The organism is Rathayibacter sp. AY1C1 (assembly GCF_002932105.1).
Taxonomy (GTDB): Bacteria; Actinomycetota; Actinomycetes; order Actinomycetales; family Microbacteriaceae; genus Rathayibacter.
The window spans coordinates 1-23,607 of record NZ_PSWH01000039.1; the positions used below are offsets into that span (position 1 = coordinate 1).

Sequence of the window (23,607 nt, forward strand, 5' to 3'; positions counted from 1 at the left end):
GGCCTGGGGCGGGCTGCTCGGGGACGGCGGGCGGGCCCGGTGGAGTCGGGCGGAGCCGCCTCAGCCGGCCGAGCGGATCCCTCCGGTCGGACCCCAGGCGACTCCGGCGCCGCCCGCGTCGCCCTGGTAGTCGTCGGGCGAGAGGGCCATGCCGCTCGCGACGAAGTCCGCGGTCGCCGCGCAGTCCGTGACGACGACGTCGCCGTCGGAGCGCGCGAGCCCGTAGAGGCAGACGGACTCGTCGGCGAGCTCCGCGGCCGAGAAGGAGTCGAGGCTGAGGGTGGCGAAGTAGTCGACTCCGGCGATGCTGCCCAGGTAGCGCGTCGGCCCCCAGTGGAAGACGCGGAGGCTCGCGAGGGTCGACAGCGGGCGCGTGGCGACGTCGTCGGGGACGGCCCAGGGCTCGGTGAAGACATCCAGCGACGGGCGAGGGGCCAGCGCGACGGAGGCGGCCGTGCGGAGGGCGGCGAGCCCGAGCACGGCGACGAGGGCGGCGATCACCCCGAGGCGGCGGCGCGGTCGGGGCGTGGCGGAGGTGCGGGAGTCGGAGTCGTCGCCTCCGGTGGTCTCACTGCGCTCGCCCCAGCCGGGCGCCGCGTTCCGGCCGGTCTCGTCACGGCCGACCTCGTCCCGGCCGGTCTCGTCCCAGCCGGTCCGGTCACGGCGCGTCCCGCCCCGGTCGCTCGCCGTCCCGCGACCGATCCGGCCCTGGGCCGCTGCGGGTCCGACGGGCGCGGCCAGTCCCGCGACCGCGGCGTCGAGCGCCTCCTCCCGCTCGCGGAGCTGCGCGCGCAGCAGTGCCAGCTCCTCGAGCGCCGCGGGGTCCGCCTCCGCGCTGAACGCCCGGCGCTCGAGCGCGGCCCGCTGCCTCCGCTCCTCCGGCGACGCCCCGTCGCGGCGCCGCTGCAGGGCGGCCCGGCCGCGACCGCGACCTCCGAGAGCCGCGTCGAGCGCCGCCTCCGTCGCGGGATCGAGCTCGTCGAGCAGCCGCGCCGCGCGTGCCGGCGTGACCGCGGTGCCGACGGACGCCGGCACGTCAGGCCCGGTCGCGGACGGCGCGCGCCAGCGACTCGAGGCGCTCCCGGTACTCCGGCCACCACTCCTCCGGCACCGGCGGGAGGTTGTCGCCGGGCGTCCGGAGCCCGACCCGCCCGTCGATCAGCTCGCGGACGATGTCGGCGTGGCCCGCGTGCCGGTGCGTCTCCGCGGTGATGTGGACGAGGATCCGGTGCAGCGTCACGTCGCGGTTCGTCCACCAGGGGACCTGCCCGGGAGCGTCGAGCGGGAGGGCCGCGACCGTCGCGTCGGAGTGGGCCCACACGCGGCGGTACAGCGCGACGACGTCGGCCGTCGACTCGTCGGCCGTCGCCCACATGTCCGAGTTCGGCTCCGACTCGTCCTCCATCCACGGCATCGGCTCCGGGAACGGCCGCCCGAACACGGCGCCGAGGTAGCCCGCCTCGGTGCCCGCCACGTGCTTCACCAGGCCGAGCAGGTTCGTGCCCGTCGCGACCAGCGGCCGCCGCACGTCGTACTCGTCGAGCCCGTCGAGCTTCTGCAGCAGGGCGTCGCGCCCCTCCTGCAGGTAGCGGAGGAGGGTCTGCTTCGCGTCGTCGCTCATCCCCCCAGCCTGCCGCGCCCGCCCGAGCCGCGCCAGAGCGGTGCCGGAGCCGCGCCGTGCCCAGACCGCAGGAAGGATCGCCCCGCGGGCACCGGGATCCGCGGATCCACGGCCCGCCGGAGCGATCCTTCCAGCGTTGTCCACGGGGTCAGGCCGGGACGCCCGCTCCCGCCCGCTGGACCCGCGTGCCGACGAGGCGCTGCGAGGAGGCGTCGACAGCGGCGGCCGCGCCGACCAGCTCGAGCGCCGCCTCCGTCTCGCGGGTCGCGCAGTCCGGGCCCACCCACAGCTCGACGCGGCCGGGCTCGACGATCCGCACGCCCTCGCGTCCGGTGAAGGCCAGGCGCGCGGCCGGGACCTCGAAGCGGACCTCCGCCTCCTCGCCGGGCTCGAGCGCGACCCGCGCGTAGCCGAGCAGCTGCGCCACCGGCCGGGTCACGCTCGCGAACACGTCGCGGGCGTACAGCTGCACCAGGTCGGTGCCCGCCCGCTCGCCAGTGTTGCGGACGCGCACGGTCGCCGTGAAGGAGCCGTCCGTCGGGGCGGACTCCTCGGCCGCCAGCTCCGTCCGGGCGAAGTGCGTGTACGAGAGCCCGTGGCCGAACGGCCGCACCGGCGTGCTGTCGGCGGAGGTCACGTCCGACGGCCCGCCGAGGATCGGGTGCAGGTACGAGAACGGCTGCGCCCCGGCCGAGCGCGGCAGCGAGACCGGCAGGTGGCCGGAGGGGTCGACCCGTCCCGAGACGACGCCCGCGATCGCGCCGGCGCCCTCCTCCCCCGGGAAGAAAGCCTGCAGCACGGCGGCGGGAGCCGACGGCCCGTCGAGCGCCCAGCCCACGGCGTAGGGGCGGCCGGTCAGCAGCACGAGCACGACCGGGGTCCCGGTCGCCACGACGGCCTCGACCAGCTCGCGCTGGCGGCCCGGGAGCTCGAGGCTCTCGACGTCGTTGCCCTCGCCGACCGTGCCGCGGCCGAACAGGCCCGCCCGGTCGCCGACGACCACGATCGCCATTTCGGAGTCGGCGGCCGCCCGGACCGCCTCGGCGATCCCGGAGGCGTCGTCCCCCTCGACCGAGCAGCCCTCGGCGAGCAGCAGCTCGGCCGAGCCGAACTCGTCGGCCAGCGCGTCCGCGACCGTCGGGATCTCGAAGCCCAGCGGCACGCCCGGGTGGTGCGCCAGCACGTGGTTGGCGAAGGAGTAGCAGCCCATGAGCGCGGGCGCGCTGTCGGCGTTGGGGCCGATCAGCGCGAGGTGGCGCGGCGCAGCGAGCGGCAGGACGCCGTCGTTCGCGAGCAGAACCACCGACTCCTCGGCCAGCCGGCGGGCGATGTCGCGGTGGGCCGGCGAGTCGAGGTCGATCGACTCGGGGGCGTCGTCGAAGCGCGCGTCGAGCAGTCCGAGCCGCTCCTTCTGCGCGAGCACCCGCAGCACGGCCCGGTCGACGAGCGCCTCGTCGGCCTCCCCGGCTCGGATGCGCGCGGCCAGCGGAGCGAGGAACGCGTCGCCCGTGGGCAGCTCCACGTCGATCCCCGCGGCGAGCGCCAGCTCGGCCGCCTCGCCCAGATCGGCGGCGACCGCGTGCATGAGGTGGAGGAACGCGACCGAGAAGTAGTCGGCGACGACCACGCCGTCGAAGCCCCAACGCTCGCGCAGCACGCCCGTGAGGTAGGCGGGCGTCGCTCCGACCGGGTCCCCGTCGATCTCGGCGTAGGAGTTCATCACCGAGCGGGCGCCCCCGTCGCGGATCGCCATCTCGAACGGCGGCAGCAGCACGTCCGCGATCTCGCGCGGTCCGGCGTGCACCGGCGCGTGGTTGCGGCCGCCGCGGGAGGCGGAGTAGCCGATGAAGTGCTTCAGCGTCGCGTCGACGCCGGTGGACTGCAGCCCCTGCACGTACGCGGTGCCGATCGTGCCGACGACGTACGGGTCCTCGGCGATGCACTCGTCGACCCGGCCCCAGCGGGGGTCGCGGATCACGTCGAGCACGGGCGCCAGACCCTGGTGGATCCCGAGCTCGCGCATCGAGCCGCCGATCACGGCGCCGAGCTCGGCCACGAGCTCCGGGTCGAAGGAGGCGCCCCAGGCGAGCGGAGTCGGGAACGTCGCGGCCTGCCAGGCGGCGAGCCCGGTCAGGCACTCCTCGTGGACGATCGCCGGGATGCCCAGCCGCGTCTCCTCGACGAGCCGGCGCTGCTCCGCCCACAGCCAGCGGGCGCGCTCGAGTGGATCGACGGGGCGCGTGCCGTAGACGCGGGTCAGCTGGCCGATCCCCTCGCGGGTCGCCTCGGCGTACCCGGTCGAGGTGGCCATCTCGCCGGCGAGCGGGGCGACGACCTCGCCGCCCTGGTCGACCCAGTAGCCGACCAGCTGGGAGAGCTTCTCCTCCAGCGTCATCCGGCCCAGCAGCTCGGTGGTGCGGGCGGACGGAGCCTGGGGGTCCTCTGGTGCGTGCGGTGCGGTCACGGTGCGACCCTCTCTGCGGGTGGGGCGACGGGTGCGGACGGAACGGGGGACGCGGCGGACGGGCGGATCGATCCGCTCATCCCTTCACCGCCCCCGTCAGCCCGCCGACGATGCGGCGCTCGAAGACGCTGAAGAAGATCAGCGCCGGGATCATCGACAGCGACACGAAGGCGAGCACCTTCGCCGTGTCGACCGAGTACTGCGACGAGAACGCCTGCACTCCGAGCGGGAGCGTGAAGGTGGACTCGTTGTTGAGGATGAACAGGGGCAGCAGGTAGCTGTTCCAGCTCGCGATGAACGCGAGGATCCCCGTGGTGATCACGCCGGGCATCGCCAGGCGCACGACCATCCGGAAGAAGAAGCCGATCCGGCTGCAGCCGTCGATGAAGGCCGCCTCCTGGATCTCGTCCGGGATCGCGCGGAGGAACGGCACCAGGATGATGATCGTGGTCGGCAGGCCGAACGCGATCTGCGGCAGCACCACTCCGGCGAGCGAGTTCATCAGGCCGAGGCTCTTGATCACCAGGTAGAGAGGAGTGATCGCCACGGTCATCGGGAACATCAGGCCGGCGGCGAAGAGCGCGTAGAACACGCCCCGGCCGGTGAAGTCGTAGCGGGCCAGGACGTAGCTCGCCATCAGGCCGAGCACGACCACGCCGAGCGTCGTCGCGAGGCCGGCGATGGTGGAGTTGCCGACCTCCTGCCAGAAGACGCCGCCGGTGATCACGTCGAGGTAGTTCTGCACGTTCCACGGCGAGGGCAGGCCCGCCGGGTCGGTGGTGATCTGCGCGTTCGTGCGGAAGCCGCCGAGGATGATGTACGCCACCGGGGCGAGCATCAGCGCGATCACGACGATCGCCACGACGTAGGCGATCGTGGTGCCGCGGCCCAGGGGCTGCCGGCGCCGCTTCACCGCGAGAGGCCGAGGGGTCTCCGGAGTGATCGGCGGGGCCGTCATCGTCGTGCCGGTCATCGCTTGTCTCCCGTCAGTGCGCCCGCCGTGTCGCGCCGGAGCACGAAGCGCTGGTAGAGCAGCGCCACCACGAGCGAGATCAGGAACAGGACCACCGCGACGGCGTTCCCGTACCCGTAGTTGCCGGCGTTGCGGCCGTTGGTGACCAAGTAGATCGCCATGGTCGAGGTGCCCGCGGTCGAGGACACGTACTGGCCCCAGATGATGTAGACGAGGTCGAACAGCTGCAGTGCGCCGATGATCGACAGGAACGCCCAGATCCGCAGGGTCGGCGCGAGCAGGGGCAGGGTGATCCGCCGCTGCACCTGCCAGTAGGAGGCGCCGTCGATGGCCGCGGCCTCGGACAGCTCCTCGGGGATGCCCTGCAGACCCGCGAGGAAGAGGATCACGGCGAAGCCGATGTACTTCCACGTGATGATCAGCATCAGCGTCCAGATCGCGATCGCCGGATCCGAGAGCCAGTCCTGCTTCAGCGCGCCGAGGCCGACCTTCTCGAGCAGGCCGTTGACCGCGCCGCTGGTCTGGAGCATCAGGCTCCAGCCGGTGCCGACGACGACCTCCGAGATCACGTACGGCACGAAGATCAGGACGCGGATGATCGACTGCCCGCGCAGCTTGCGGTTCAGCAGCAGCGCCAGGAGGATCGCGACCGGCCCCTGGAGCACGAGCGAGAGCACCACGATGATGCCGTTGTGCGCGAGGGCGTCGTGGAAGGTGGGGTCCTGCAGGATCGTCAGGTAGTTGCGGAAGCCGACGAAGTCCGTCGGCACTCCGTAGCCCTGCCAGCTGAAGAAGCCGTAGTAGGCCGCCATCACGACCGGGAAGATCACGAAGGCGAGGAAGACGATCAGCGCCGGGCCGACCAGGAGCGCGATCTCGAAGCGCCCCGCCCAGCCCACGCTGCGGCGGCGCCGGCGCACCGGAGGCGTCGAGGTGACGCCTCCGGTGCGCGCGGTCCCGCGGGGCTCATCCACTCCGAGGAGCGGGCTCTCGCGGAGTGCCATGGTGGCTAGGCCTTCGCCGCGGCGGCGTTGACGGCCTCGACCAGCTGCTCGGGGTCGCTCTTGCCGGCCAGCAGGTCGACGACTCCGACGTTCAGCGCGTTGCCGACGTTGAGGCCGTAGACGGTGTCGAGCCACTGCGAGACGTACGGGGCCGAGTTGTAGGCCTCGAGGATCTGCTGCAGGTACGGCTCGGTGACCGCCTCCTGCGCCACGGTGTTCACCGGGGGCGCGTTGAAGGCCGCGTAGTACTCCTTCTGCACGTCGGAGGTGGCCAGGTAGTTGAGGAAGTCGACGCACTCGTCGGGAGCGCCCGCGGAGCAGGAGTAGCCGTCGACACCGCCCATGATCGCGCCGGCCTCGCCGTCGCCGCCGTCGATCTCGGGGAACGGGAACCAGCCCAGGTCGGGCAGCGGCTTCTCGTCGGGGGTGAGGGAGGCGATCACGCCGGGGTTCCACGCGCCCATGAGCTCCATCGACGCCTGGTGGTTGGCGAGGAGTCCGGCCGAGCTGCCCGCGCCCTGCTGGGCGGCGGTGGTGAGGAAGCCCTCGTTGAACGGCTCGGTGGCCGAGAAGTCCTGCAGGTCCTCGCCCGCGCGGACCCAGCAGTCGTCCGAGAAGTCCTTGGTGTCGGCCGCCTCGGCCATGGTGTCGGCGCTGCACTCGCGGAGCGCGAAGAAGTAGTACCAGTGCGCGGCGGGCCAGGCGTCCTTCGCGCCGAGCGCGACGGCCTGGGCTCCGCTGCCCTTGATCTTCGTGATCGCCGAGTCGAGCTCGTCGATGGTCTTCGGCGTCTCGGTGACGCCCGCCGCCGTGAAGAGGTCCTGGCTGTAGAACAGGCCGCCCGGGAGGACGGCGACCGGCATCGCCCAGACCTTGTCGTCGAGGGTGTTCGCCGAGAACGAGCCCTCGGGGATCTCGCTGCGCGCCTGGTCCGAGATGCCGTCGGTGAGGTCCTTCAGCTGTCCGCCCGCGACCATGGCGGCGAGCTTGCCGCCTCCGCGCTGGAGGAAGACGTCGGGGGCGTCGCCCGAGTTGAGCGCCGTCTGGAGCTTGCCGTCGAGGTCCTCGTTCTGGATGGCCTGCGACTCGATGGTCACTCCGGGGTTCGCGGCCTCGAAGTCCGCGATCGTCTTGTCCCAGAACTCCTGGCCGGGGCCCGTGGTCGAGTTCTGCCAGAGGGTCATCGCGACGGTGCCGTCGCTCGATCCCGAGTCCTGGCCCGAGCAGCCGGTGAGGGCCGCGACCGTGCCGAGCAGGGCTGCTGTCGCCACTGCGATCTTCCTGAACTTCATCGTCCAACCGTTCTCTTCATCGAGGGCGCCGCCTGGTGCACCGGCGCCGTGGGGGTTCCCGCCTTCGCGGGTGGAGTCAGTGTCCGCAGTGCTTGCGAAAGTGGTCAAACGTTTTCGAAATGGTTTTCGAAGCACGGGTTACAGTCGGCCACATGACCACCCGACCGACCATCCACGACGTCGCCGCTGCCGCCGGCGTCTCGGTGGCGACGGTGTCCAAAGCCGTGAACGGCCGCTACGGCATCGCCCCCTCCACCGCCACCCGCGTGCTCGAGGTCGTGCGCGAGCTCGGCTACGAGTCGAGCCTCGTCGCGAGCAGCATGCGCTCCCGGCGCACGGGCGTGATCGGCGTGCTCGTCGCGGGGTTCGAGCCGTTCAGCGCCGAGATCCTGAAGGGCGTGGGGTCGGTGCTGGCGGAGTCGCGGTTCGACCTGCTCGCCTACTCCGGCTCCCACGAGGGCGAGCAGGAGGGCTGGGAGCGGCGCTCGCTCAGCCGGCTCAGCGGCACCCTCATCGACGGGGCGATCATGGTGACACCGAGCGTGGTGAGCGCCCCCTCCGACATCCCGCTCGTCGCCGTGGACCCGCACACCGGCCGCGCCGACCTGCCGACCGTCGAGTCCGACAACTTCGGCGGCGCCCTGCTCGCCACCCGCCACCTCGTCGCCCTCGGGCACCGCCGCATCGGCTTCGTCGCGGGCCGCGGCGACCTGCGCTCGGCGCGGCTGCGGGAGGCCGGCTACCGGGCGGCGCTGGCGGAGGCCGGCATCGCCTTCGACGAGCGCCTGCTGCGGGTGGGCAACTACCACCGCGACACCGCCCGGCGGCCCGCCTCCTCGCTCCTGTCGCTGGCCGACCGCCCGACCGCGGTCTTCGCCGCCAACGACGTCTCGGCGCTCGCGATCATCGAGACCGCCGCGCACCTGGGCCTCGCCGTGCCCCACGACCTGTCGGTGATCGGCTTCGACGACGTGCCCGAGGCCGCTCGCTTCGATCCGCCGCTGACCACCGTCCGCCAGCCGATGCAGACGCTCGGAGCGACCGCCGCCGAGATGCTGATCGCGCTGATGGCCGGGCGCGAGCCGCGCTCGCTGCACGTGCAGCTGCCGACGCAGCTCGTCCGCCGCGCGACGACGGGACCGCCGGCATGAGCGGCGACGGGACCGCCGGCACGGGCGACGAGCTGGAGGACGACGGCCCGACCGCGGTGCACGCCGCCCTCTTCGACGCGCTGGAGCTGGTGGACCTGCCCGCGCTCGAGGCGCTGCTCGACGAGCGCTTCGTGATCGAGCACCCGACCGGCCTGGTGCAGTCGCGGGAGGAGTGGCTCGCCGACATCGACGAGGCGCGCAAGGAGTACCACGAGATCGACCACGTCGAGAGCGCCCTCTCGGGCGGCGCCGCGCACCCGGTGCTCTCCTCCCGCACCATCACCGAGGCGACCATCGGCCGCCTGCACGCGACCTGGCGGCTCCAGCTGACGAGCCGCCTCGTCCGCCGCGACGAGGGGTGGGTGATCACGCGGACCGTGGTGACGAGCTGGTGAGGCGGGCGGACCGGCGCGTCCGCGGCCGGCTGCAGGCGCGGCGGGCAGGATCGACACCGTGCTCCTCCAGGTCGTGACCCGCTCCGCCCGCCCGGCCGCCGAGATGTTCGACCGGGCGCGCGACATCGACCTGCACACCGCCTCGCAGGCCGGCGCTCGCGAGCGCGCGGTGTCCGGGACGACCACCGGGCTGATCGGGCTCGGCGAGCACGTGACCTGGAGCGCCCGGCACTTCGGCGTCCCGCTCCGACTGACCAGCACCGTCACCGCGCTCGACGCCCCGCACTCCTTCGTCGACGAGCAGACCCGGGGACCCTTCGCGACCTTCCGGCACGAGCACCGCTTCGAGCCCGACGACTCCGGCTCCGTGATGATCGACCGGCTCGAGTACTCCGCCCCGCTCGGCGTCCTCGGACGGATCGCGGAGCGGCTGGTGCTCGACCGGCACCTGCGGCGGCTGCTGGAGGAGCGCGGCGCGTTCCTCGCCGGACGCGACCGGTGAGGCTCCTGATCCGGACCCTGCTGACGCTCGTCGCCGTCGCCGGGGTCCTCTCGCTCGCGACGACCTCGGTCCTGTTCGCCCTGTCCTCCCTCGACACCGGCCGGGACGCCGGCGAGCTGCTCCTCCCGCTGGCCCGAGCGCTTCTGGCGACCGCCGTGACGGCGGCTGTCGGCGGGCTCCCCTACTCCGCGGGACGGGGTCGCGCGCCCTGGCCGGTCCTCTGGACCGCTTCTACGGTCTGCATCCTCGCGATCGCCTGGATCGTGGTCTCGATCGCGGCGTGGACCGACGCGGGCGACGGGACGGACGCTGTCGTCGCACTGCTGACCGTGGTGCCCGCGGCCTGCTGCTCGATCGCCGCGGTGCCGGTGACCGAGCTCGTCCTCCGGGTGGGAACGCGCAGGATCGGCGCCCGCTAGCGGATCCGTCCCCGCCGCTTGACGTTGACGCTGCGTCAACCCGTACCGTCGCTTCCATCGCCGCCGGAGTCCCCGGCGACGCGGAGACGGAGGGCACTGTGGAGCAGGAGTGGACCGTGCACGAGGTGGCGCGGCTGGCCGGCACGACCAGCCGGACGCTGCGGCACTACGGGGCCGAGGGACTGCTCCCGGCGAGCCGGGTGGGCGCGAACGGCTACCGCTACTACGACGCCGCCGCGCTCGTGACGCTGCAGCGGATCCTGCTGCTGCGCGACCTCGGTCTCGGGCTGCCCGAGATCGGGCGGATCCTGCGGCGCGACGCGGAGCCGGTGGCCGCTCTCGAGCGGCACCTCGACGTGCTCCAGGAGGAGCGCCGACGGCTCGATCGCCGCATCCGGGCGGTCGCCGGGACGATCACCACGATGAGAGAAGGGAACGGGCCGATGGCCGAGGAGATGTTCGACGGGTTCGACCACGCGGAGCACCGCGAGGAGGTGGAGCGCCGCTGGGGTGCCCCGGCGTACGCCGTCGGCGACCGCTGGTGGCGCTCGATGAGCGCGGAGGACCGCGAGCAGTGGCAGCGGCGGCAGGCGGACCTCGCCGGCGCCTGGACCGCCGCGGCGGCGAGCGGGGCGGATCCGACCGGGCAGGAGGCGCTCGCGCTGGCCGAGCGGCACCGCGCCTGGCTCGCCGAGGTGCCGGGCACGCCCCGCGACGCGACCGGCGGCCCGAGCGACGAGTACCTGCTCGGGCTCGGCGAGATGTACGTCGACGACGAGCGGTTCTCGGCGCACTACGGCGGAGTCGCCGGCGCCCGATTCGTCCGCGACGCGCTGCGGGCGCTCGTCGAGCGGCGGGACTGACGGAGGTCTCGTCGGCCGCAACGCGACCCCGCTCCGGAACGGCATGATCGCCTGATGGGACGCATCCGATTCAGCAGTCCGGGCTGGGACGAGGACACCGACCGGGGACCTGCGCCCGACCCCGACCGTGCCCGGTACTCCCGGGACGACGGGGCGAGGTTCACCGCGATCACGCTCACCTGCCTGTCGGTCCTCCCCGCGATCGTCCTCACGGCCGCGTTCTTCCTCGTGCGCCTCCCTCCCCTGGACCGCGACGACCAGCCCGACTGGACGGCGCCGCGCGCGGAGGTCCTGGCTCCGTGGCTGCTGCTGTTCCTGCTCCCACCGCTGGTCACGGGACTGCTCGCCCGTCTGGTCGGCGGGCGGGACTCCTTCCACGGGTTCCTGCTGTCCGCCGCGGTCTGCCTCGTGGTGATGGCGCCGTTCCTCGGCCTCTCGGCCCTGTCGCTCCTCGGCTAGGCGCTGCCACCGCTCACGCCTGCAGGACCACCGCGCCGTAGTGCGTGCCCGCGCCCGTGCCCACCAGCAGCACCGACTCCCCCGGCTGCACGCGCGAGCGGTGCAGGGCAAGCGGGATCGCGCTGCCGATCGTGTTGCCGACCTCGCCGAGCGTGATCGTCATCCGGTCGCGACCCCAGAGGCGGGCCATGCCCTCGAGCCCGGCGGCGCTGGTCTGGTGCGGGACCACCCGGTCGATGCCGGGGAGCCCTCTCGAGAGACCGGGCCGCACCTCCTCGAGGAACGCCGGGAAGTGCCGCAGCGCGTCGACGAGCAGCGCCTTGCCCTGCATGTCGAAGCGGAAGTCGGCGAGCCGGTCGGGCGCCTCCTCGATGCGGATCCGCGAGCCGAAGCCGCGCAGCTCCGCGTGGCGCACACCGCTCGGGCGGGTGCGGAAGTGCGTGGCGACCAGGCCCTGGCCCGGAGTCTCGGCGCGGCCGATCACGACGGCGGCGGCCGCGTCGCCGAAGAGCAGGGCGCTCTCGGGCTGGCCCGGGTCGATGCCGCGGCTGCCGCAGTCGGTCGAGACGATGAGCACGGTGTCGGCGCGACCCGTGGCGAGGAGGAATCCCGCCTCCTGCAGAGCGAAGAGGAACGACAGGCAGGTGGCGCCGACGCTGTACGCCGAGACGTCGTCGAGGCCGAGTCCCGCCGCGAGCAGTGCGCCTCCGTCCGGGATCGCCTGCAGCTGGGTCCCCGAGGCGTTGAGCACCACGTCGACCGTGTCGAGCCCGGCCGCCGCGAGCGCCCGACGGGCGGCGAGCAGGCCGAGCTCCAGCGGGTCCTCGTCGTCGGTGACCCAGTGGCGGGTGCGCACGCCGGAGCGGCGCTCGGCCTCGTCGGCGGGCAGGCCGCAGAGCGCGGCGACCTCGGCGGTCGTGACGATCCGCTCGGGCAGCGCTTCGCCCGTGCCGAGGACGCGGAGCGGGAGGAGGTCGGGCACGCGGGCCCCTTCCTGCCCCGGGACGTGCGGAGCGAATCCCTGTATAGCGCGCCTCTGCACCTCCGCGCGCACTGTTCGGCGCGGTTTGACGGCACGGGCCCCCGCCGACACCATGGTCCCGGAGCGGGGGACGGATGGACGCGCGCGGTTTCTGGGTGGTCGTGCCCTTCCTCGACGAGGAGAAGCTGCTCGGCGGCGCCCTCGACGCGCTCGCCCGCCAGACCGATCCGGACTTCACCCTCCTGCTCGTCGACAACGGCAGCACCGACGGCTCGCGCGCCGTGATCGAGGAGTTCCGCCGCCGGTGCCCGGAGCGGCAGGTCGCCGTGATCGACGAGGCGCAGAAGGGCACGGGAGCCGCCTCCGACACCGGCTTCCGCCACGCGATCGCCGAGGGCGCGACGGCCGTCGCCCGCACGGACGCCGACTGCCGGCCGAGCGCCGACTGGGTGGCGCGCCTCAAGGCCGACCTCCGCGGCGGCGCCCGCTTCGTCGGCGGCCGCCTGTCCCCGCGGCGGGACGAAGCCGTCTACCGCTGGTACGACGGCGTGCTCGGCACCGCGCTGATCCGCCTGATGGAGCACGCCCCGGGCGTCTTCTACCGCCGCCCCGGCCAGCGGTACCGGATGTTCATGGCCGCCGGCTGCAACCTCGCGATCGACGCCGCGCTGTACCTCCAGGTCGACGGCTTCCCGCGCTCGAGCATCGACGACACCGACGAGGACCTGGAGCTGCACCTGAAGGTCTGCCAGGTGATCGGGCGGAGCGAGGCGCTGCTCGACAAGGACGCGGTCGTGCTGATGTCGATCCGGAAGGGCAAGGCGCTCGGGTACCTGGGGATCCTGCTCTGGTACTGGGGCCGCAAGCGCGGGCTGGAGGTCGTCGATGTCCGCTGAGCGCCGGCGCCGCGTGCTGATCACCGGGGCGACGGGCTTCCTCGGCGGCTACGCGGTGCGCGAGTTCCTGGCCGCGGGCGACGACGTGCTCGCCACCGGTCGCGCCCCCGAGGCGCTGGCGCGGCTGGAGGAGGAGGGCGCCACGGTCCTCCGCGCCGACCTCGCCGAGCTGGGCGCGACGGACGTCGAGGCCGACGTGCTCGTGCACGCCGCCGCTCTGTCGAGCCCGTGGGGAACGTGGAGCGAGTTCGAGCGCGCGAACGTCGCGGGGACCGAGGCGATGATCGCGCTGGCCGAGCGCTGCGGGATCCGCCGCTTCGTCTTCGTCTCGTCGCCGAGCATCTACTCCGCCCGCCGCCACCAGTACCTGGTGCGGGAGGAGGAGGTCGACACCGGCAGCAGGATGAGCCTCTACATCCGCAGCAAGATCGAGGCCGAGAGGCTGCTGCAGGAGGCGCACCGCGCCGGCCGGATCCCCGAGCTCGTGATCCTGCGCCCCCGCGGCCTGATCGGCGTCGGCGACCCCAGCCTCCTCCCCCGCTTCGTCGCCGCGAGCCGCCGCCGCGGCATCCCCCTCTTCGACGGCGGTCGGAACCCCGTCGACATCACCTGCGTCGAGAACGCCGCGCACGCGCTGGTGCTCGCCGCCGACGCTCCCGTGGCCGACGGCGGCGTCTACAACATCACCAACGGCGAGCCCGCTCCGCTCGGCGACCTCCTCGAGCGCTTCTTCGCCGCGATGGGCGAGGAGCCGCGCTTCATCCGGGTGGACCTGCGCGTGCTGACCGCGCTCGCCGAGATCCTGGAGCGGGTCTACCGGCTGCTGCCCGGCCGCGAGCCGCCGTTCACCCGCTACACCGTGGCGACCCTCGCCTACGCGCAGACCCTCGACATCTCGCGGGCGCGGACCGAGCTCGGCTACGAGCCGACCGTGCCGCTGGCCGATGGCATCCGCCGGGTCGGCGAGCACCTGAGGACGACGCGTGGCTGAGTCGTCGCTGCAGGTGATGGCGTGCGGGAGCACCGTCTTCCCGCTGTCCCGGGTGTTCCGCGGGAAGGGGCTCCCCCGCCGCGTCTTCCCCTCGAACGTCTTCCTCTACACGCACGCGAGCGGCCGGCGGGTGCTCGTGGACACGGGCTACCCGCCGACGTTCCGCGGGACAGGCCTCGTCGGACGGCTGTACGAGCGGATCCTGCCCGCGACGGTGCCGGACGACGAGACCGTCGACCAGCGGCTGCTCGCCCTCGGCCTGACCCCGGCCGACGTGGAGTTCGTGGTGCTCACGCACCTGCACCCGGACCACGTGGGCGGCGTGCGCTGGTTCCCGGACGCGACCTTCGTGCTGTCGTCGGGCCAGGTCGCCTCCGTGCGGCGGAACCGCGTGCGCGAGGGGATCTTCCGCGCGCTGCTGCCGCCGTGGTTCGCGGCCGGGATCGTGGCGGACGAGCAGCCCGCGACGACGATCAAGGGGCTGACCGGATTCGACCTGTTCGGCGACGGGTCGCTGCTCGTGGTGCCGCTCCCGGGGCACGCACGCGGTCACCTCGGGGCGCTCGTCGAGGGGCGCGTGCTGGTCGCCGGGGACGCGGCGTGGGGAAGGGAGTTCCTCGGCTGGTCCGGGCGCCTGCGCCGGCTGCCGCGGTTCATCAGCGACGACGCACGGGCGCACGAGCGGACATCCGAGATGCTGGAGCGGGTGGAGGCGGCGGGGGTGCGGCTGCGCTTCTCGCACGACGCGTATCCGGAGGGGGACGTGGGGCTGGGTGGGGCGGCACCCGTCGGCAGGAAGTCGCCGACCTGACGGCGGGACGGCTCGCGTCGTACCCTCTCGTCCATGACGGACTACGCCCGACCGGCAGTCGCGGACCGCGTCTTCATCGGCGAGGACGGCCGACCCATCCCCTACGGCACTCGCTGGCTGGGTGAGTCGCCTCCGGACGAGAGCTACTCCGTCACGAGCGATCTCGAGCGTTTCCAGCCGCTGCACACCGTCGCGGACGCCCTGCTCGAGCACCTCGAGCGCACCTACGACGTCACGGTCGAGGACGACCCGGCCCTGGCCTCACGAGACGAAGCGGAGATCTCCTGGGCCGCCCGCGCCGTCCGCGTGACGCCGCGGGCGGTCGACGCCGCACCTCTGACGATCGTCTGGACCGTCTTCCCCGGCGTCCTCCTCCACGCCGGAGCACTGCACCGCTTCAACTACCCCGTCTGCGGATGCGACGCCTGCGACGACGAGTGGACCGCCCTCGCGGACGACCTCGAGCGCAGCGTCTTCGACGTCGTCGCGGGCCGCTACGAGGAGAGCATCGCCGCCGGCAAGGACGGCATCATCGTCGGCTACCGCATCGGGAGCGGCAGTGAGCTCGGCTGGTCGAGCGGCTACAGCAAAGACGTGGGGGTGCATCACAGGATCGGCCACGACGGGCAGCAGCTGGCCGCGCCCTTCAGTCGAGTGTGGGAGGCCTGGCCGGAACGCTGACGCCGCGGCCGGCCGATCCTCGCGAGGTCATCGACCTTGTCCGAAAAGTGAGGCGCCTCCCGCCTCGGGCCGCGAGATCTCGAGTTCCGATGCTCGACCAGCCTCTAGCGGTCGTCAGCGGGGCAGGTCCTCGTAGGGGACGCGGCGGCTCAGCCAGGCGAGCAGACCGGCGGCGAGCGCCGCGATCGCCGCAGGGATGAGCAGCAGCCAGAGGGCCGAGGTCACGGCGACGAGGACGAGCGCCGCCGCGGCGACGCCGGCGCCGATCGCGAAGTTCCAGCGCACATCCGTCGCCACTCCGCCCTCCGGTCGCGCCCACAGCACGACGAGGGCCGTCGCGATCGGCCCGAGCAGCAGCCCCAGCACGAACCAGCGCCAGCGCGAGCGGCCCTTCTGCTCGGCCAGACCGGCGGTGACGATCGCGAGTCCGAACCAGATCCAACCGGAGTCCTGGGTGAGTGTCATGCGTGGAGCCTAGGGCGCGGGCAGGATCGCCCCGGAGAGGTCGCCGGTCGGGAGCGTGGGCCCGTCGCCCGCGTCTCCCGCCCAGCGGTCCACGGCTCGGCCGCCGACCTGCACCGCTACCCGGGCACCACCACGAAGGCGACCCCGACGACGAGGCCCAGCACGAGAGCCACCGAGCCGAACCCGATCAGGAGGGCGAACGTCAGCGGACGGGTCTCGCGGAAGCTCATCGTCCCGGGGATCAGCTCGTTGATCTCGGCGGGGCCGAGCGTCTTCTCCGCGACGGGCGGCGCCTCGATCTTCCGCCGACGAGCGGCTCCGGTCAGGCGCGCCCACACGCTCCGGCTACCGGTGTGCACGCCACGCGCCGCCGGCGAGAGCGGTGTCGTCACGGCGGCGACGACGGCCCGCAGATCCTCGAGCTCCCAGTCCGCCCCGCGGAGCCGCAGCGACCGGCTTCCGTCCGACAAGAACAGGATGAGCGACGGCGGCAGATCGATCCCCTCACTGTTGGGGCCGGCGGGCACCCATGCGAGCAGCGCCTTCACCGACGGGTCGGCCCGCTCGAAGGTCACGACCCTGCCTCGAGCGTCCGTGCACTCGATCGCCCGGTCCGAGATCCGGAGCGACGCGGTGGCGAGGAACCGCCGATTGCGGAGCGCCAGCACTCCGACGATCACCAGAGCCACCACGGTGGCGAAGCCGAACAGCCCGAGGTAAACGGCCAGCGCCGCACCGCGGTCGTCGGCGACCACGACTCCCCAGACGCTCCCCGCCAGCAGGACCAGCGCGGGGAGGACGGCGACGGGCCTCAGCCGTCGCGACTCGTTCTTCTGCCGGGCCCTCGAGGGCCGGAACTCGCGAACCGGCTCCGAGCGGTCCGTCCGTCGCCGCTCCATCAGGCGGACGCGACGGACGGAGAGCCGGTGCGGACGCAGTTCCGAAGAGGGTCGTCGAGACTGCGGCGCATGGCGTCAGGGTAGCGGTGGCGCTCACCAGCGCCGCCCTCGCCTCAGGGGCCTTGGATTCTTCGCGCGGCTGTAGCGCAGCGACCGCCGAAAGCGAGGACCACCGCTCCTTCTGTGCTCCCGGCGACGCCGATAGCCTTCGCCCGTGACCTCCTCGACTCGCGCACTGGACCTCGCTCGTGCACGCCTCCGGATCGGAGTGCTCGCGTTGGTCCACCTCGTGGTCGCCGTCAATCTGGTCCCGTTCGGACTGTTGAGCTACGCCTCCGAGAACTATCCGGCCGTCGATGAGTGGTCCGACCTGTCGACGCTCGGGCGGGCCGTCCAATGGGCGGCCTTCGCTCCGTGGGGGCTCGTCGTCATCACTCCCGTCGTCTCGTTCATCGTCGTCCGTCACCTCTCTGCCCCCCTGAGGAGCTTCTGGATCACGCCCGCCGCCGGCATCGCCGCCACCGTTGCGATCCACTTCGTGTCCTACCTCTTCTTCGACGCCCCTCGCCCAGTCACCGGAGGGTGAGCGGACGCGGCGCGCCTGTCGGTCCGCGCGGGATGTCACCGCACGACAGGTCGCCCCCTCCCGGGGTACCGCCGCCGAGCACGATCATCCGAGCGAGGGCGCGTCCGGGTCGACAGACTGGGCTGGTGTCCTCACCGATGACGATCCGCGCCGTGCCGACCTCGGCCCAGCGTGAGGAGATGCACCTCAGGCTCCATCTCGCAGAGAGCAGGCGAGTGCTGCCTCTCGCGGCCGTCCCCGGCGATCGGCCTCCTCAGGACCTTCCGTACCGGGCAGCGCACTCGACGCACGCGCGACGCCGGGCGCGGCGGCAGCCCGCCGGGGGCCGAGCGCCCTGACGCGACTCCCGCGCCGCCGGCGACACGACGCCCCCACTCGACGCCCCATGTACCCACTCAGACAGGACCCGCCATGACCTCCTCCCTCTCCCACCCGGCGAGCCGCTGGGCTCTCGACCACATGCCCCTCACCGCGCAGGCGGTCCGGGAGCTCGCTCCGGTGCTCTCCGGGAAGAAGCTGGCGATCTGCCTCCACGTCGAGCCCAAGACCGCCGCCCTCGTGTCGCTCCTCGTCGAGGCCGGAATGGACATCGCTCTGACGGGCTCGCCCGGAACCACGAAGGACGACGTCGCCGACGACCTCCGCGCCCTCGGCGTGCACGTGCACACGAAGCAGAGCGACGGCGAGGCGGAGCACCTCCGCAACATCGAGGAGGTGCTCGAGCACGACCCCGACCTCACCCTCGACAACGGCGCCGACCTCACCCTCCGCCTGATCAATTCGGGCGTCCCGGACCACTACCTCGGCGGCACCGAGGAGACCACCACCGGCGGCATCCGCCTGCGGGAGAGCAGCGCGACCCTCCCGCGACCGGTCGTCGTCATCAACGACTCGCCCCTCAAGCTGATCGTCGAGAACGAGTACGGGGTCGGCCAGAGCGTCGTCCAGGGCTTCATGAACGCCACGAACCTCATGATCCCGGGCACCCGCGCCGCGGTCATCGGCTACGGCCCGTGCGGGCGCGGGGTCGCCGACACCCTCTCGCAGCTCGGAGCGCGGGTCTCCGTCGCCGACGTCGACCCGATCCGCTCGCTGCAGGCGATCCTCCGCGGCCACCGCGTCGGACCCGTCGCCGACGTCCTCTCGGACGCGCAGTTCGTCTTCACCGCCACCGGCGCACCCGGCGTCATCGGCGCGGCGGAGATCGACGCCTTCGCCGACGGCGCTGTGATCGCGGGCGTCGGCCACTTCCCGTGGGAGATCGACGAGGACGCCCTCGCGGCCGCCACGGAGTCGACCACCGAGTTCGCCGACGGACAGCGCCGGCAGGGCATCCGCCTGAAGAACGGCAAGCGGATCGTCCGCCTCGAGAACGGCCGGATGATCAACCTCACCGCGGCCGGCGGGAATCCGATCCAGGCGATGGACCTCGGCCTGACCCTGCAGGCCCGGAGCCTCGCCGCTGTCGTCACCGCGGACCTCGACGCCGCCGTGCAGCCCGTCCCGGCCGACGTCGAGCACCGCATCGCGACCGACCTCGTCGCCCTCCTCAGCCGCTGAGGGGCGCCGGGCAGGAGGGCCTCGTCGGGCGCAGCGGGTCGGGATCACGACCCCGCTGCGCCGACGTCGTCGCGGTTGCCGACAGCAGGAGCAGGCATCCGTGGCCGCTCCCGCGAGGCCGAATCAGCGGGCCCGCCCGGCTCACGGGCCCGTCACTCGCGGCCGAGCCAGTCCGTGATCGCGCTGACGACGCGGTCGAGGTGGGACTCGAGCAGGAAGTGCCCGCCGTCGACGAGCTCGATGCGCGCGTGGGGCGCGTCGCGGAGGAACGCCTGGGCGCCGGCGGGGGCGAAGATCTCGTCGTTCCGGCCCCAGACGGCGAGGACGGGGACTCCGGACTCGCGGATCCACGCCTGCACGGCGGGGTACAGGGCGCGGTTGGTGGCGTAGTCGCGGAAGAGCGCCAGCTGCACGTCGTCCTGGCCGGGGCGGGCGAGGAGCGCGAGGTCGTGCTCCCAGGCGTCCGGGTCGACGGTGCTGGAGTCGGGGACACCGTGGGTGTACTGCCACTCGACGGCCTCCCGGCCGAGAGCCGGCCGGAGTGCGTCGCGCGTCTCGTCGGTCCGCTCGGCGGCGTCGGCCCAGATCGGGTCCCAGAAGCCGGGCACGAAGCCCTCCTCGTAGGCGTTGCCGTTCTGCGAGATCACGGCGACGACCGCGGACGGATCGGCGAGGGCGAGGCGCCAGCCGACGGGGGCGCCGTAGTCCTGCACGTAGATCGTGTACCGGGTCACCCCGATGGTCTCGAGGAAGCGGCCGGTCACCGCGGTCAGGGCGGCGAACGTGTAGTCGAAGTCCTCGATGGAGGGCGCGGACGAGCGTCCGAAGCCGATGTGGTCGGGGGCGATGACGCGGTAGTGGCCGGCGAGGGCGGGGAGGAGGTGGCGGAACATGTGCGAGCTGCTCGGGTACCCGTGCAGCAGCAGGAGGACGGGCGCGTCGACGGGCCCGGCCTCCCGCCAGAAGACGTCGAGTCCGTCGACGGACACGGTGCAGTGATGGACGACGACCATAGCTAACCCCTTCAAGTAGATTTACTGGTTAGTCGGACGCTAGCATGGATCGAACGGGCCGCACGGCGCGGGAGGACGGGGAACGATGGATCGGGACGAGGAGCTGCTCCTGGCGGTGCTGAACAGCGCGCCCATGGTGGACGGACGGCCGACGGACGACCTCGGCGACGCGGCCGGTCGCGAGCTCGCCCGGCGGTGGGGCGGAGTCGGCACCGAGGACGAGCTCGAGCGGCTGCGCCGCGCCCGCGACGCGCTCCAGGCCGTCGTGCGCTCGGGCGCGCCCGCGGCCGTCGCGGAGCTCGCGGACCTGGTCGCGCACGCCGTGCGCACCCCGCGCGTCACCGGTGAGGGCGTCGTGTGGGAGCTGAGCGCTCCCGAGCCGGATCGCCTCGCGGTGCAGTCGGTCCTCGCCTGGTCAGCTGTGAACGCCCGGTTCCCTGGGCGGCTCCGCGCCTGCGCGAACGACGAGTGCAACCTCTTCCTCCTCGACCGCAGCCGCCCCGGCACCGCCAAGTGGTGCTCGATGGCGACGTGCGGCAACCGGATGAAGGCCCGCGCGCACGCGAGCCGGTCGCGGGACTGAGGGCGGCCGGGAGGCGCAGCGGCGAACGCTAGGCGCCGCGCAGCCGGGCCGTCGATGCGGACGCCTGCGCTCGAGCCCGTTGCAGGGCGTCCTCGCGTCCGGCCGCGTCGAGGCGGGCGGGACCGTAGGTGACCACCGGGGGCAGGACGTCGTAGCCGACGAACTCGAGCATCCCGCGATGGATGTGGAAGAGGAACGACTGCAGGTCGCCGTAGCCGTCGGCGGCGCCGGGCGCGAAGGCCGCTTCGCCGCCGCCCGTCGTCAGCAGGAGCATCGCGCTCCTGCCACGCAGGCCGCCCTCGGCGAAGACGCCGTGCTCGCCTCCGAACGTCGCGCCCATCACGAAGACGCGGTCGATCCAGCCCTTCATGATCGCCGGCATCGAGAACCACCACAGGGGGAACGAGAGCACCAGGAGATCCGCCTGCAGCAGATCGTCGAGATCGCTCGCGACGGGCTCCCCGAGCGTCTTCTCGAGGACCGCGGTCATCTGCTGCGCCTGCGGCTTGAAGTAGCCGGAGCCGGACGCGAACTGGTCGCGGTGCAGCACCGGATCCCGGCCCTCGGCGTACAGGTCGAGCCGGCGGACCTCCATGCCGTCGGCCCTCAGCTGCTCGAGGACCGCGTCCGCCTGCGCCGAGGAGAAGGACCGCTCCTCAGGATGGGCGTGGACGAGCAGAGCACGGCGAGCGGGAGCGGCCTCGGAAGCATCGGTCATGCGGCCAATCATATCGACGATTCGCGATATGTCGCTAGATCGAGGCTCCGAGCCGCTTCAGGAGCCCGTCGACGTCGGCGTCGCTCCTCCGGTAGTGGGTGTACTTCCCGACGCGCGTCGAGCGGACGAGGCCCGCGCGCTCCAGGGATCCCATGTACGACGAGATGGTCGACTGTGCGAGACCGCTCTTCGCGGCGAGATGGGTGACGCAGACCCCGAACTCGGCGCGGTCGGCGATCGGCTCGAACTCGCTGAACGACGCCTCGGGAGAGCGGAGCCACTCCATGATCTGCAGTCGCGTGGGATTGCCCAGCGCCTTCAGCACCTCGACCAGTCCCGTGTCCACCGCGCCATTCTCCCCTGCTCGCCGACCGGGCGCCTCCGCGCCGGAATCACCCTCTGCCCCTACGCACCCCGCTCACGGCAGCAGGATCACCTTGCCGTCGAGCGTCCGGGACTCGGCGAGCTCCATCGCCTCGACGATCCCCGTGAGCGGGAAGCGGGCGGCGATGTTGGCCGTCAGGGAGCCGTCGGCGAGGAGTCCGAGCACGCGGCCGAGGTCCTCCTCGAGCCGCGCACGGAAGCGCGCGGGGCGCAGCGAGTGGCCCGCCCAGAGGTCGTAGAAGACCGCGCGCCGGCCGTTGGGGGCGAGCCGGTAGGCCTGGATCCGCGCGAGCTGGCGGAGGAAGGGGGGCCAGATACTCCCGGTGCTCGCGCTGACGATCGCGTACGCGACGAGGGTGCCGCCGGGCGCGAGCAGCGACCACACCAGCCGGGTCGTCGCTCCGCCGACGTTGTCGAAGACGGCCTGCACTCCGCCGGGAGCGAGCTCGCGCACGCGAGCGGCGAGGTCGGGATCGGCGTAGTCGACGGGCTCCACTCCGGCCGCTCGGAGGGCCTCGTGGTGGCGGGGCGAGGCGGCGCCGATCACGCGGATCCCCTCGAGGCGGGCGAGGCGGTGCACGAGGCCGCCGACTCCGCCGTTCGCGCCGAACAGGAGGATCGTGTCGCCGCGGGAGACCCGGGCCGAGCGGTGCAGCATCTGCCACGCCGTCACTCCGTTGACCACGACGGCCTCGGCGTCCTCCGACGCGACCGCATCGGGGACGACCACGCAGTCGCGGGCGGCGACACGGGCGTGCCCGGTCCAGCCGCCGGTCTTGGTGAGCGCGGCGACCCGGCGGCCCTCGAGCGACGCGTCGCCGCCGGGGCCGACCGCGAGGACCCGGCCGACGAGGTCGTAGCCGGGCGTGAAGGGGAACGGCGGCTGGGCGAAGTAGCGGCCGCGGCGCATCGACTGCTCGGCGAACGAGATGCCGGTGGCCTCGACGGCGACGAGCAGCTCGCCGGCCGCGGGAGGCTCGACCGGTGCCTGCTCGAGGAGCAGCCCGGACGGCTCGACGATCCCGGGGAGGACGACGCGGGTGGTGGTGCGGGGAAGGGTGGTGGACATGAGTGGCTCCTGGAGGTTGTGGTGAGTGACTGGACAGTCACAATCGCGGACATGAAAGGGGAGGGTGGTGAAGAGGAGGAGAAGGAGGAGGGGAAGGAGAAGAGGGCAGACGAGAGGACCGCGGACTCAGTCGCGGTGCCGGATGCCGTCGGAGACGATGCGGGCCCACTCGGAGTCGACGCCGCCGAGGTCGGTCTGCACGATCAGGTGACAGAGCTGCCCGTAGGCGACGAAGCGCTGCACGGCCGGGCCGTCGGCTCCGGAGACGACGGTGACCGTCCGGACGACCGCGGAGATCCCGCGGCGCACCGCCTCGCGGATCTCGGGGACGTCGCACGCGCTCTGCGCCTGCGACTGCAGCATGATCAGGTCGCGGTCGGCGATCAGGTCGATGTAGGCGACGGTCATCGCCTCGAGCCGGTCGGCCGGGTCCGAGGAGGGCGAGGCCTCCCCCGCCGCCGCGAGCGTGGACGCCACCTGCTCGTAGCAACGGTCAACCGCGGCGACGAAGACGCCGAGCTTGCCCGGGAACAGGCGGAAGACGTAGGCGGGCGAGACACCGGCCTCGGCGGCGACCTCGGTGATCGGAGTCGCGGCGTAGCCGGTGCGCGCGAACACGTGGAGCGCCGCCGCGGTGATCCGCTCGCGCTGCGCCTCGGCGGTGGAGCGGGAGGAGGGGGAAGCCATGTGACTGATCGAACACTTACTTCGCTCGCCTGTCAAGAGCGCTGCCGGACGAGTCGACACGCGGGCCGGATCAGGAGCCCCGACGACTCCGTCAGCAGTACCGACGCAGGCCTGCCGGCCAGGAGGGGCGCGCGCCGCT

The 23,607-nt window shown here is 73.0% G+C and carries 27 protein-coding genes; 13 read left to right on the plus strand and 14 right to left on the minus strand.

The genetic code is table 11. From position 1 onward, the window contains the following. Positions 1-60 precede the first annotated feature (60 nt). The 6 genes from C5C71_RS14930 to C5C71_RS14955 all read right to left on the minus strand — a co-directional run bounded on the left by C5C71_RS14930 (position 61) and on the right by C5C71_RS14955 (position 7,354). The gene (locus C5C71_RS14930) at positions 61-1,035 is read right to left on the minus strand and encodes a hypothetical protein (protein WP_104337987.1); all 975 of its coding nucleotides are present in this window, start codon (positions 1,033-1,035) and stop codon (positions 61-63) included. Between the two features lies 1 nt (position 1,036). Further along, on the minus strand, positions 1,037-1,621 hold the full coding sequence (locus tag C5C71_RS14935; RefSeq protein WP_104337988.1) for a DinB family protein: 585 nt from the start codon (positions 1,619-1,621) through the stop codon (positions 1,037-1,039). A gap of 148 nt (positions 1,622-1,769) precedes the next feature. After that, entirely contained in the window at positions 1,770-4,016 is a 2,247-nt protein-coding gene (locus C5C71_RS14940) for a glycoside hydrolase family 3 N-terminal domain-containing protein (RefSeq protein ID WP_104337989.1), read from the minus strand. 145 nt (positions 4,017-4,161) lie between these two features. Continuing rightward, positions 4,162-5,058 carry a carbohydrate ABC transporter permease gene (locus C5C71_RS14945; RefSeq protein ID WP_104224899.1) on the minus strand — a complete coding sequence of 299 codons (897 nt, stop codon included), beginning with the start codon at positions 5,056-5,058 and terminating at the stop codon, positions 4,162-4,164. Beyond that, entirely contained in the window at positions 5,055-6,062 is a 1,008-nt protein-coding gene (locus C5C71_RS14950; RefSeq protein ID WP_104226347.1) for a carbohydrate ABC transporter permease, read from the minus strand. Before C5C71_RS14950 ends, C5C71_RS14945 begins: the two co-directional genes overlap by 4 nt. A 5-nt stretch (positions 6,063-6,067) precedes the next feature. Then, entirely contained in the window at positions 6,068-7,354 is a 1,287-nt protein-coding gene (locus C5C71_RS14955) for an ABC transporter substrate-binding protein (RefSeq protein WP_104226346.1), read from the minus strand. Positions 7,355-7,506: 152 nt separating this feature from the next. On the opposite strand from C5C71_RS14955, the gene C5C71_RS14960 reads away from it, so the two are divergent. From C5C71_RS14960 to C5C71_RS14985, 6 genes are all read left to right on the plus strand, one after another. Next, positions 7,507-8,505 (plus strand): LacI family DNA-binding transcriptional regulator, encoded by a 999-nt coding sequence (locus C5C71_RS14960; protein WP_104263367.1) that lies wholly within the window; start codon positions 7,507-7,509, stop codon positions 8,503-8,505. Then, positions 8,502-8,900, plus strand: coding sequence for a nuclear transport factor 2 family protein (locus tag C5C71_RS14965; RefSeq protein ID WP_104263368.1), 399 nt, complete (start codon positions 8,502-8,504; stop codon positions 8,898-8,900). Before C5C71_RS14960 ends, C5C71_RS14965 begins: the two co-directional genes overlap by 4 nt. Before the next feature lie 58 nt (positions 8,901-8,958). Next, on the plus strand, positions 8,959-9,402 hold the full coding sequence (locus C5C71_RS14970) for an SRPBCC family protein (protein ID WP_258068742.1): 444 nt from the start codon (positions 8,959-8,961) through the stop codon (positions 9,400-9,402). After that, on the plus strand, positions 9,399-9,821 hold the full coding sequence (locus C5C71_RS14975; RefSeq protein WP_104315391.1) for a hypothetical protein: 423 nt from the start codon (positions 9,399-9,401) through the stop codon (positions 9,819-9,821). Before C5C71_RS14970 ends, C5C71_RS14975 begins: the two co-directional genes overlap by 4 nt. A 98-nt stretch (positions 9,822-9,919) precedes the next feature. Next, a complete protein-coding gene (locus C5C71_RS14980) occupies positions 9,920-10,684 on the plus strand; it encodes a TipAS antibiotic-recognition domain-containing protein (RefSeq protein ID WP_104337990.1) in 765 nt (254 codons plus the stop codon). A gap of 54 nt (positions 10,685-10,738) precedes the next feature. Next, positions 10,739-11,143, plus strand: coding sequence for a hypothetical protein (locus C5C71_RS14985; protein WP_104315393.1), 405 nt, complete (start codon positions 10,739-10,741; stop codon positions 11,141-11,143). Positions 11,144-11,156: 13 nt separating this feature from the next. Here the strand turns inward: C5C71_RS14985 and C5C71_RS14990 are convergent, their stop codons facing one another. Continuing rightward, positions 11,157-12,125, minus strand: coding sequence for a 3-oxoacyl-ACP synthase III family protein (locus C5C71_RS14990; protein WP_219812643.1), 969 nt, complete (start codon positions 12,123-12,125; stop codon positions 11,157-11,159). A gap of 134 nt (positions 12,126-12,259) precedes the next feature. Here C5C71_RS14990 and C5C71_RS14995 point away from each other — a divergent pair, with 134 nt between their 5' ends. From C5C71_RS14995 to C5C71_RS15010, 4 genes are read left to right on the plus strand one after another with little or no spacing between them, the layout of a single operon-like run. Next, positions 12,260-13,021, plus strand: a complete 762-nt coding sequence (locus C5C71_RS14995) for a glycosyltransferase (protein ID WP_104337991.1) — start codon at positions 12,260-12,262, stop codon at positions 13,019-13,021. After that, the gene (locus C5C71_RS15000) at positions 13,011-14,012 is read left to right on the plus strand and encodes an NAD(P)-dependent oxidoreductase (RefSeq protein WP_104315395.1); all 1,002 of its coding nucleotides are present in this window, start codon (positions 13,011-13,013) and stop codon (positions 14,010-14,012) included. Before C5C71_RS14995 ends, C5C71_RS15000 begins: the two co-directional genes overlap by 11 nt. Continuing rightward, complete coding sequence (locus C5C71_RS15005; protein WP_104315396.1) at positions 14,005-14,823, plus strand: MBL fold metallo-hydrolase; 819 nt, start codon at positions 14,005-14,007, stop codon at positions 14,821-14,823. Before C5C71_RS15000 ends, C5C71_RS15005 begins: the two co-directional genes overlap by 8 nt. Before the next feature lie 33 nt (positions 14,824-14,856). Continuing rightward, positions 14,857-15,504: a DUF6226 family protein gene (locus tag C5C71_RS15010; protein WP_104315397.1), complete on the plus strand. Its 648-nt coding sequence runs from the start codon at positions 14,857-14,859 to the stop codon at positions 15,502-15,504. Between the two features lie 114 nt (positions 15,505-15,618). Here the strand turns inward: C5C71_RS15010 and C5C71_RS15015 are convergent, their stop codons facing one another. Together C5C71_RS15015 and C5C71_RS15020 are read right to left on the minus strand one after the other, a co-directional pair. Then, entirely contained in the window at positions 15,619-15,969 is a 351-nt protein-coding gene (locus tag C5C71_RS15015; protein WP_104224914.1) for a hypothetical protein, read from the minus strand. A 116-nt stretch (positions 15,970-16,085) separates the two neighbouring features. Further along, positions 16,086-16,868: a hypothetical protein gene (locus tag C5C71_RS15020; RefSeq protein WP_104337992.1), complete on the minus strand. Its 783-nt coding sequence runs from the start codon at positions 16,866-16,868 to the stop codon at positions 16,086-16,088. Between the two features lie 214 nt (positions 16,869-17,082). On the opposite strand from C5C71_RS15020, the gene C5C71_RS15025 reads away from it, so the two are divergent. After that, positions 17,083-17,454: a hypothetical protein gene (locus C5C71_RS15025; RefSeq protein ID WP_146084486.1), complete on the plus strand. Its 372-nt coding sequence runs from the start codon at positions 17,083-17,085 to the stop codon at positions 17,452-17,454. 411 nt (positions 17,455-17,865) lie between these two features. Further along, the gene (locus tag C5C71_RS15030; RefSeq protein WP_104337994.1) at positions 17,866-19,014 is read left to right on the plus strand and encodes an adenosylhomocysteinase; all 1,149 of its coding nucleotides are present in this window, start codon (positions 17,866-17,868) and stop codon (positions 19,012-19,014) included. A gap of 152 nt (positions 19,015-19,166) precedes the next feature. On the opposite strand, the gene C5C71_RS15035 is transcribed toward C5C71_RS15030, so the two are convergent. After that, a complete protein-coding gene (locus tag C5C71_RS15035) occupies positions 19,167-20,027 on the minus strand; it encodes an alpha/beta fold hydrolase (protein WP_104337995.1) in 861 nt (286 codons plus the stop codon). 85 nt (positions 20,028-20,112) lie between these two features. On the opposite strand from C5C71_RS15035, the gene C5C71_RS15040 reads away from it, so the two are divergent. Further along, a complete protein-coding gene (locus C5C71_RS15040) occupies positions 20,113-20,610 on the plus strand; it encodes a CGNR zinc finger domain-containing protein (RefSeq protein WP_104337996.1) in 498 nt (165 codons plus the stop codon). A 28-nt stretch (positions 20,611-20,638) separates the two neighbouring features. On the opposite strand, the gene C5C71_RS15045 is transcribed toward C5C71_RS15040, so the two are convergent. The 4 genes from C5C71_RS15045 to C5C71_RS15060 all read right to left on the minus strand — a co-directional run bounded on the left by C5C71_RS15045 (position 20,639) and on the right by C5C71_RS15060 (position 23,468). After that, a complete protein-coding gene (locus C5C71_RS15045) occupies positions 20,639-21,328 on the minus strand; it encodes an NAD(P)H-dependent oxidoreductase (protein ID WP_104337997.1) in 690 nt (229 codons plus the stop codon). Positions 21,329-21,362: 34 nt separating this feature from the next. Continuing rightward, a complete protein-coding gene (locus tag C5C71_RS15050; RefSeq protein ID WP_244230566.1) occupies positions 21,363-21,674 on the minus strand; it encodes a helix-turn-helix transcriptional regulator in 312 nt (103 codons plus the stop codon). 72 nt (positions 21,675-21,746) lie between these two features. Then, positions 21,747-22,781: a medium chain dehydrogenase/reductase family protein gene (locus C5C71_RS15055; RefSeq protein WP_104309227.1), complete on the minus strand. Its 1,035-nt coding sequence runs from the start codon at positions 22,779-22,781 to the stop codon at positions 21,747-21,749. Positions 22,782-22,907: 126 nt separating this feature from the next. Next, complete coding sequence (locus C5C71_RS15060) at positions 22,908-23,468, minus strand: TetR/AcrR family transcriptional regulator (RefSeq protein ID WP_104337998.1); 561 nt, start codon at positions 23,466-23,468, stop codon at positions 22,908-22,910. Positions 23,469-23,607 lie beyond the last annotated feature (139 nt).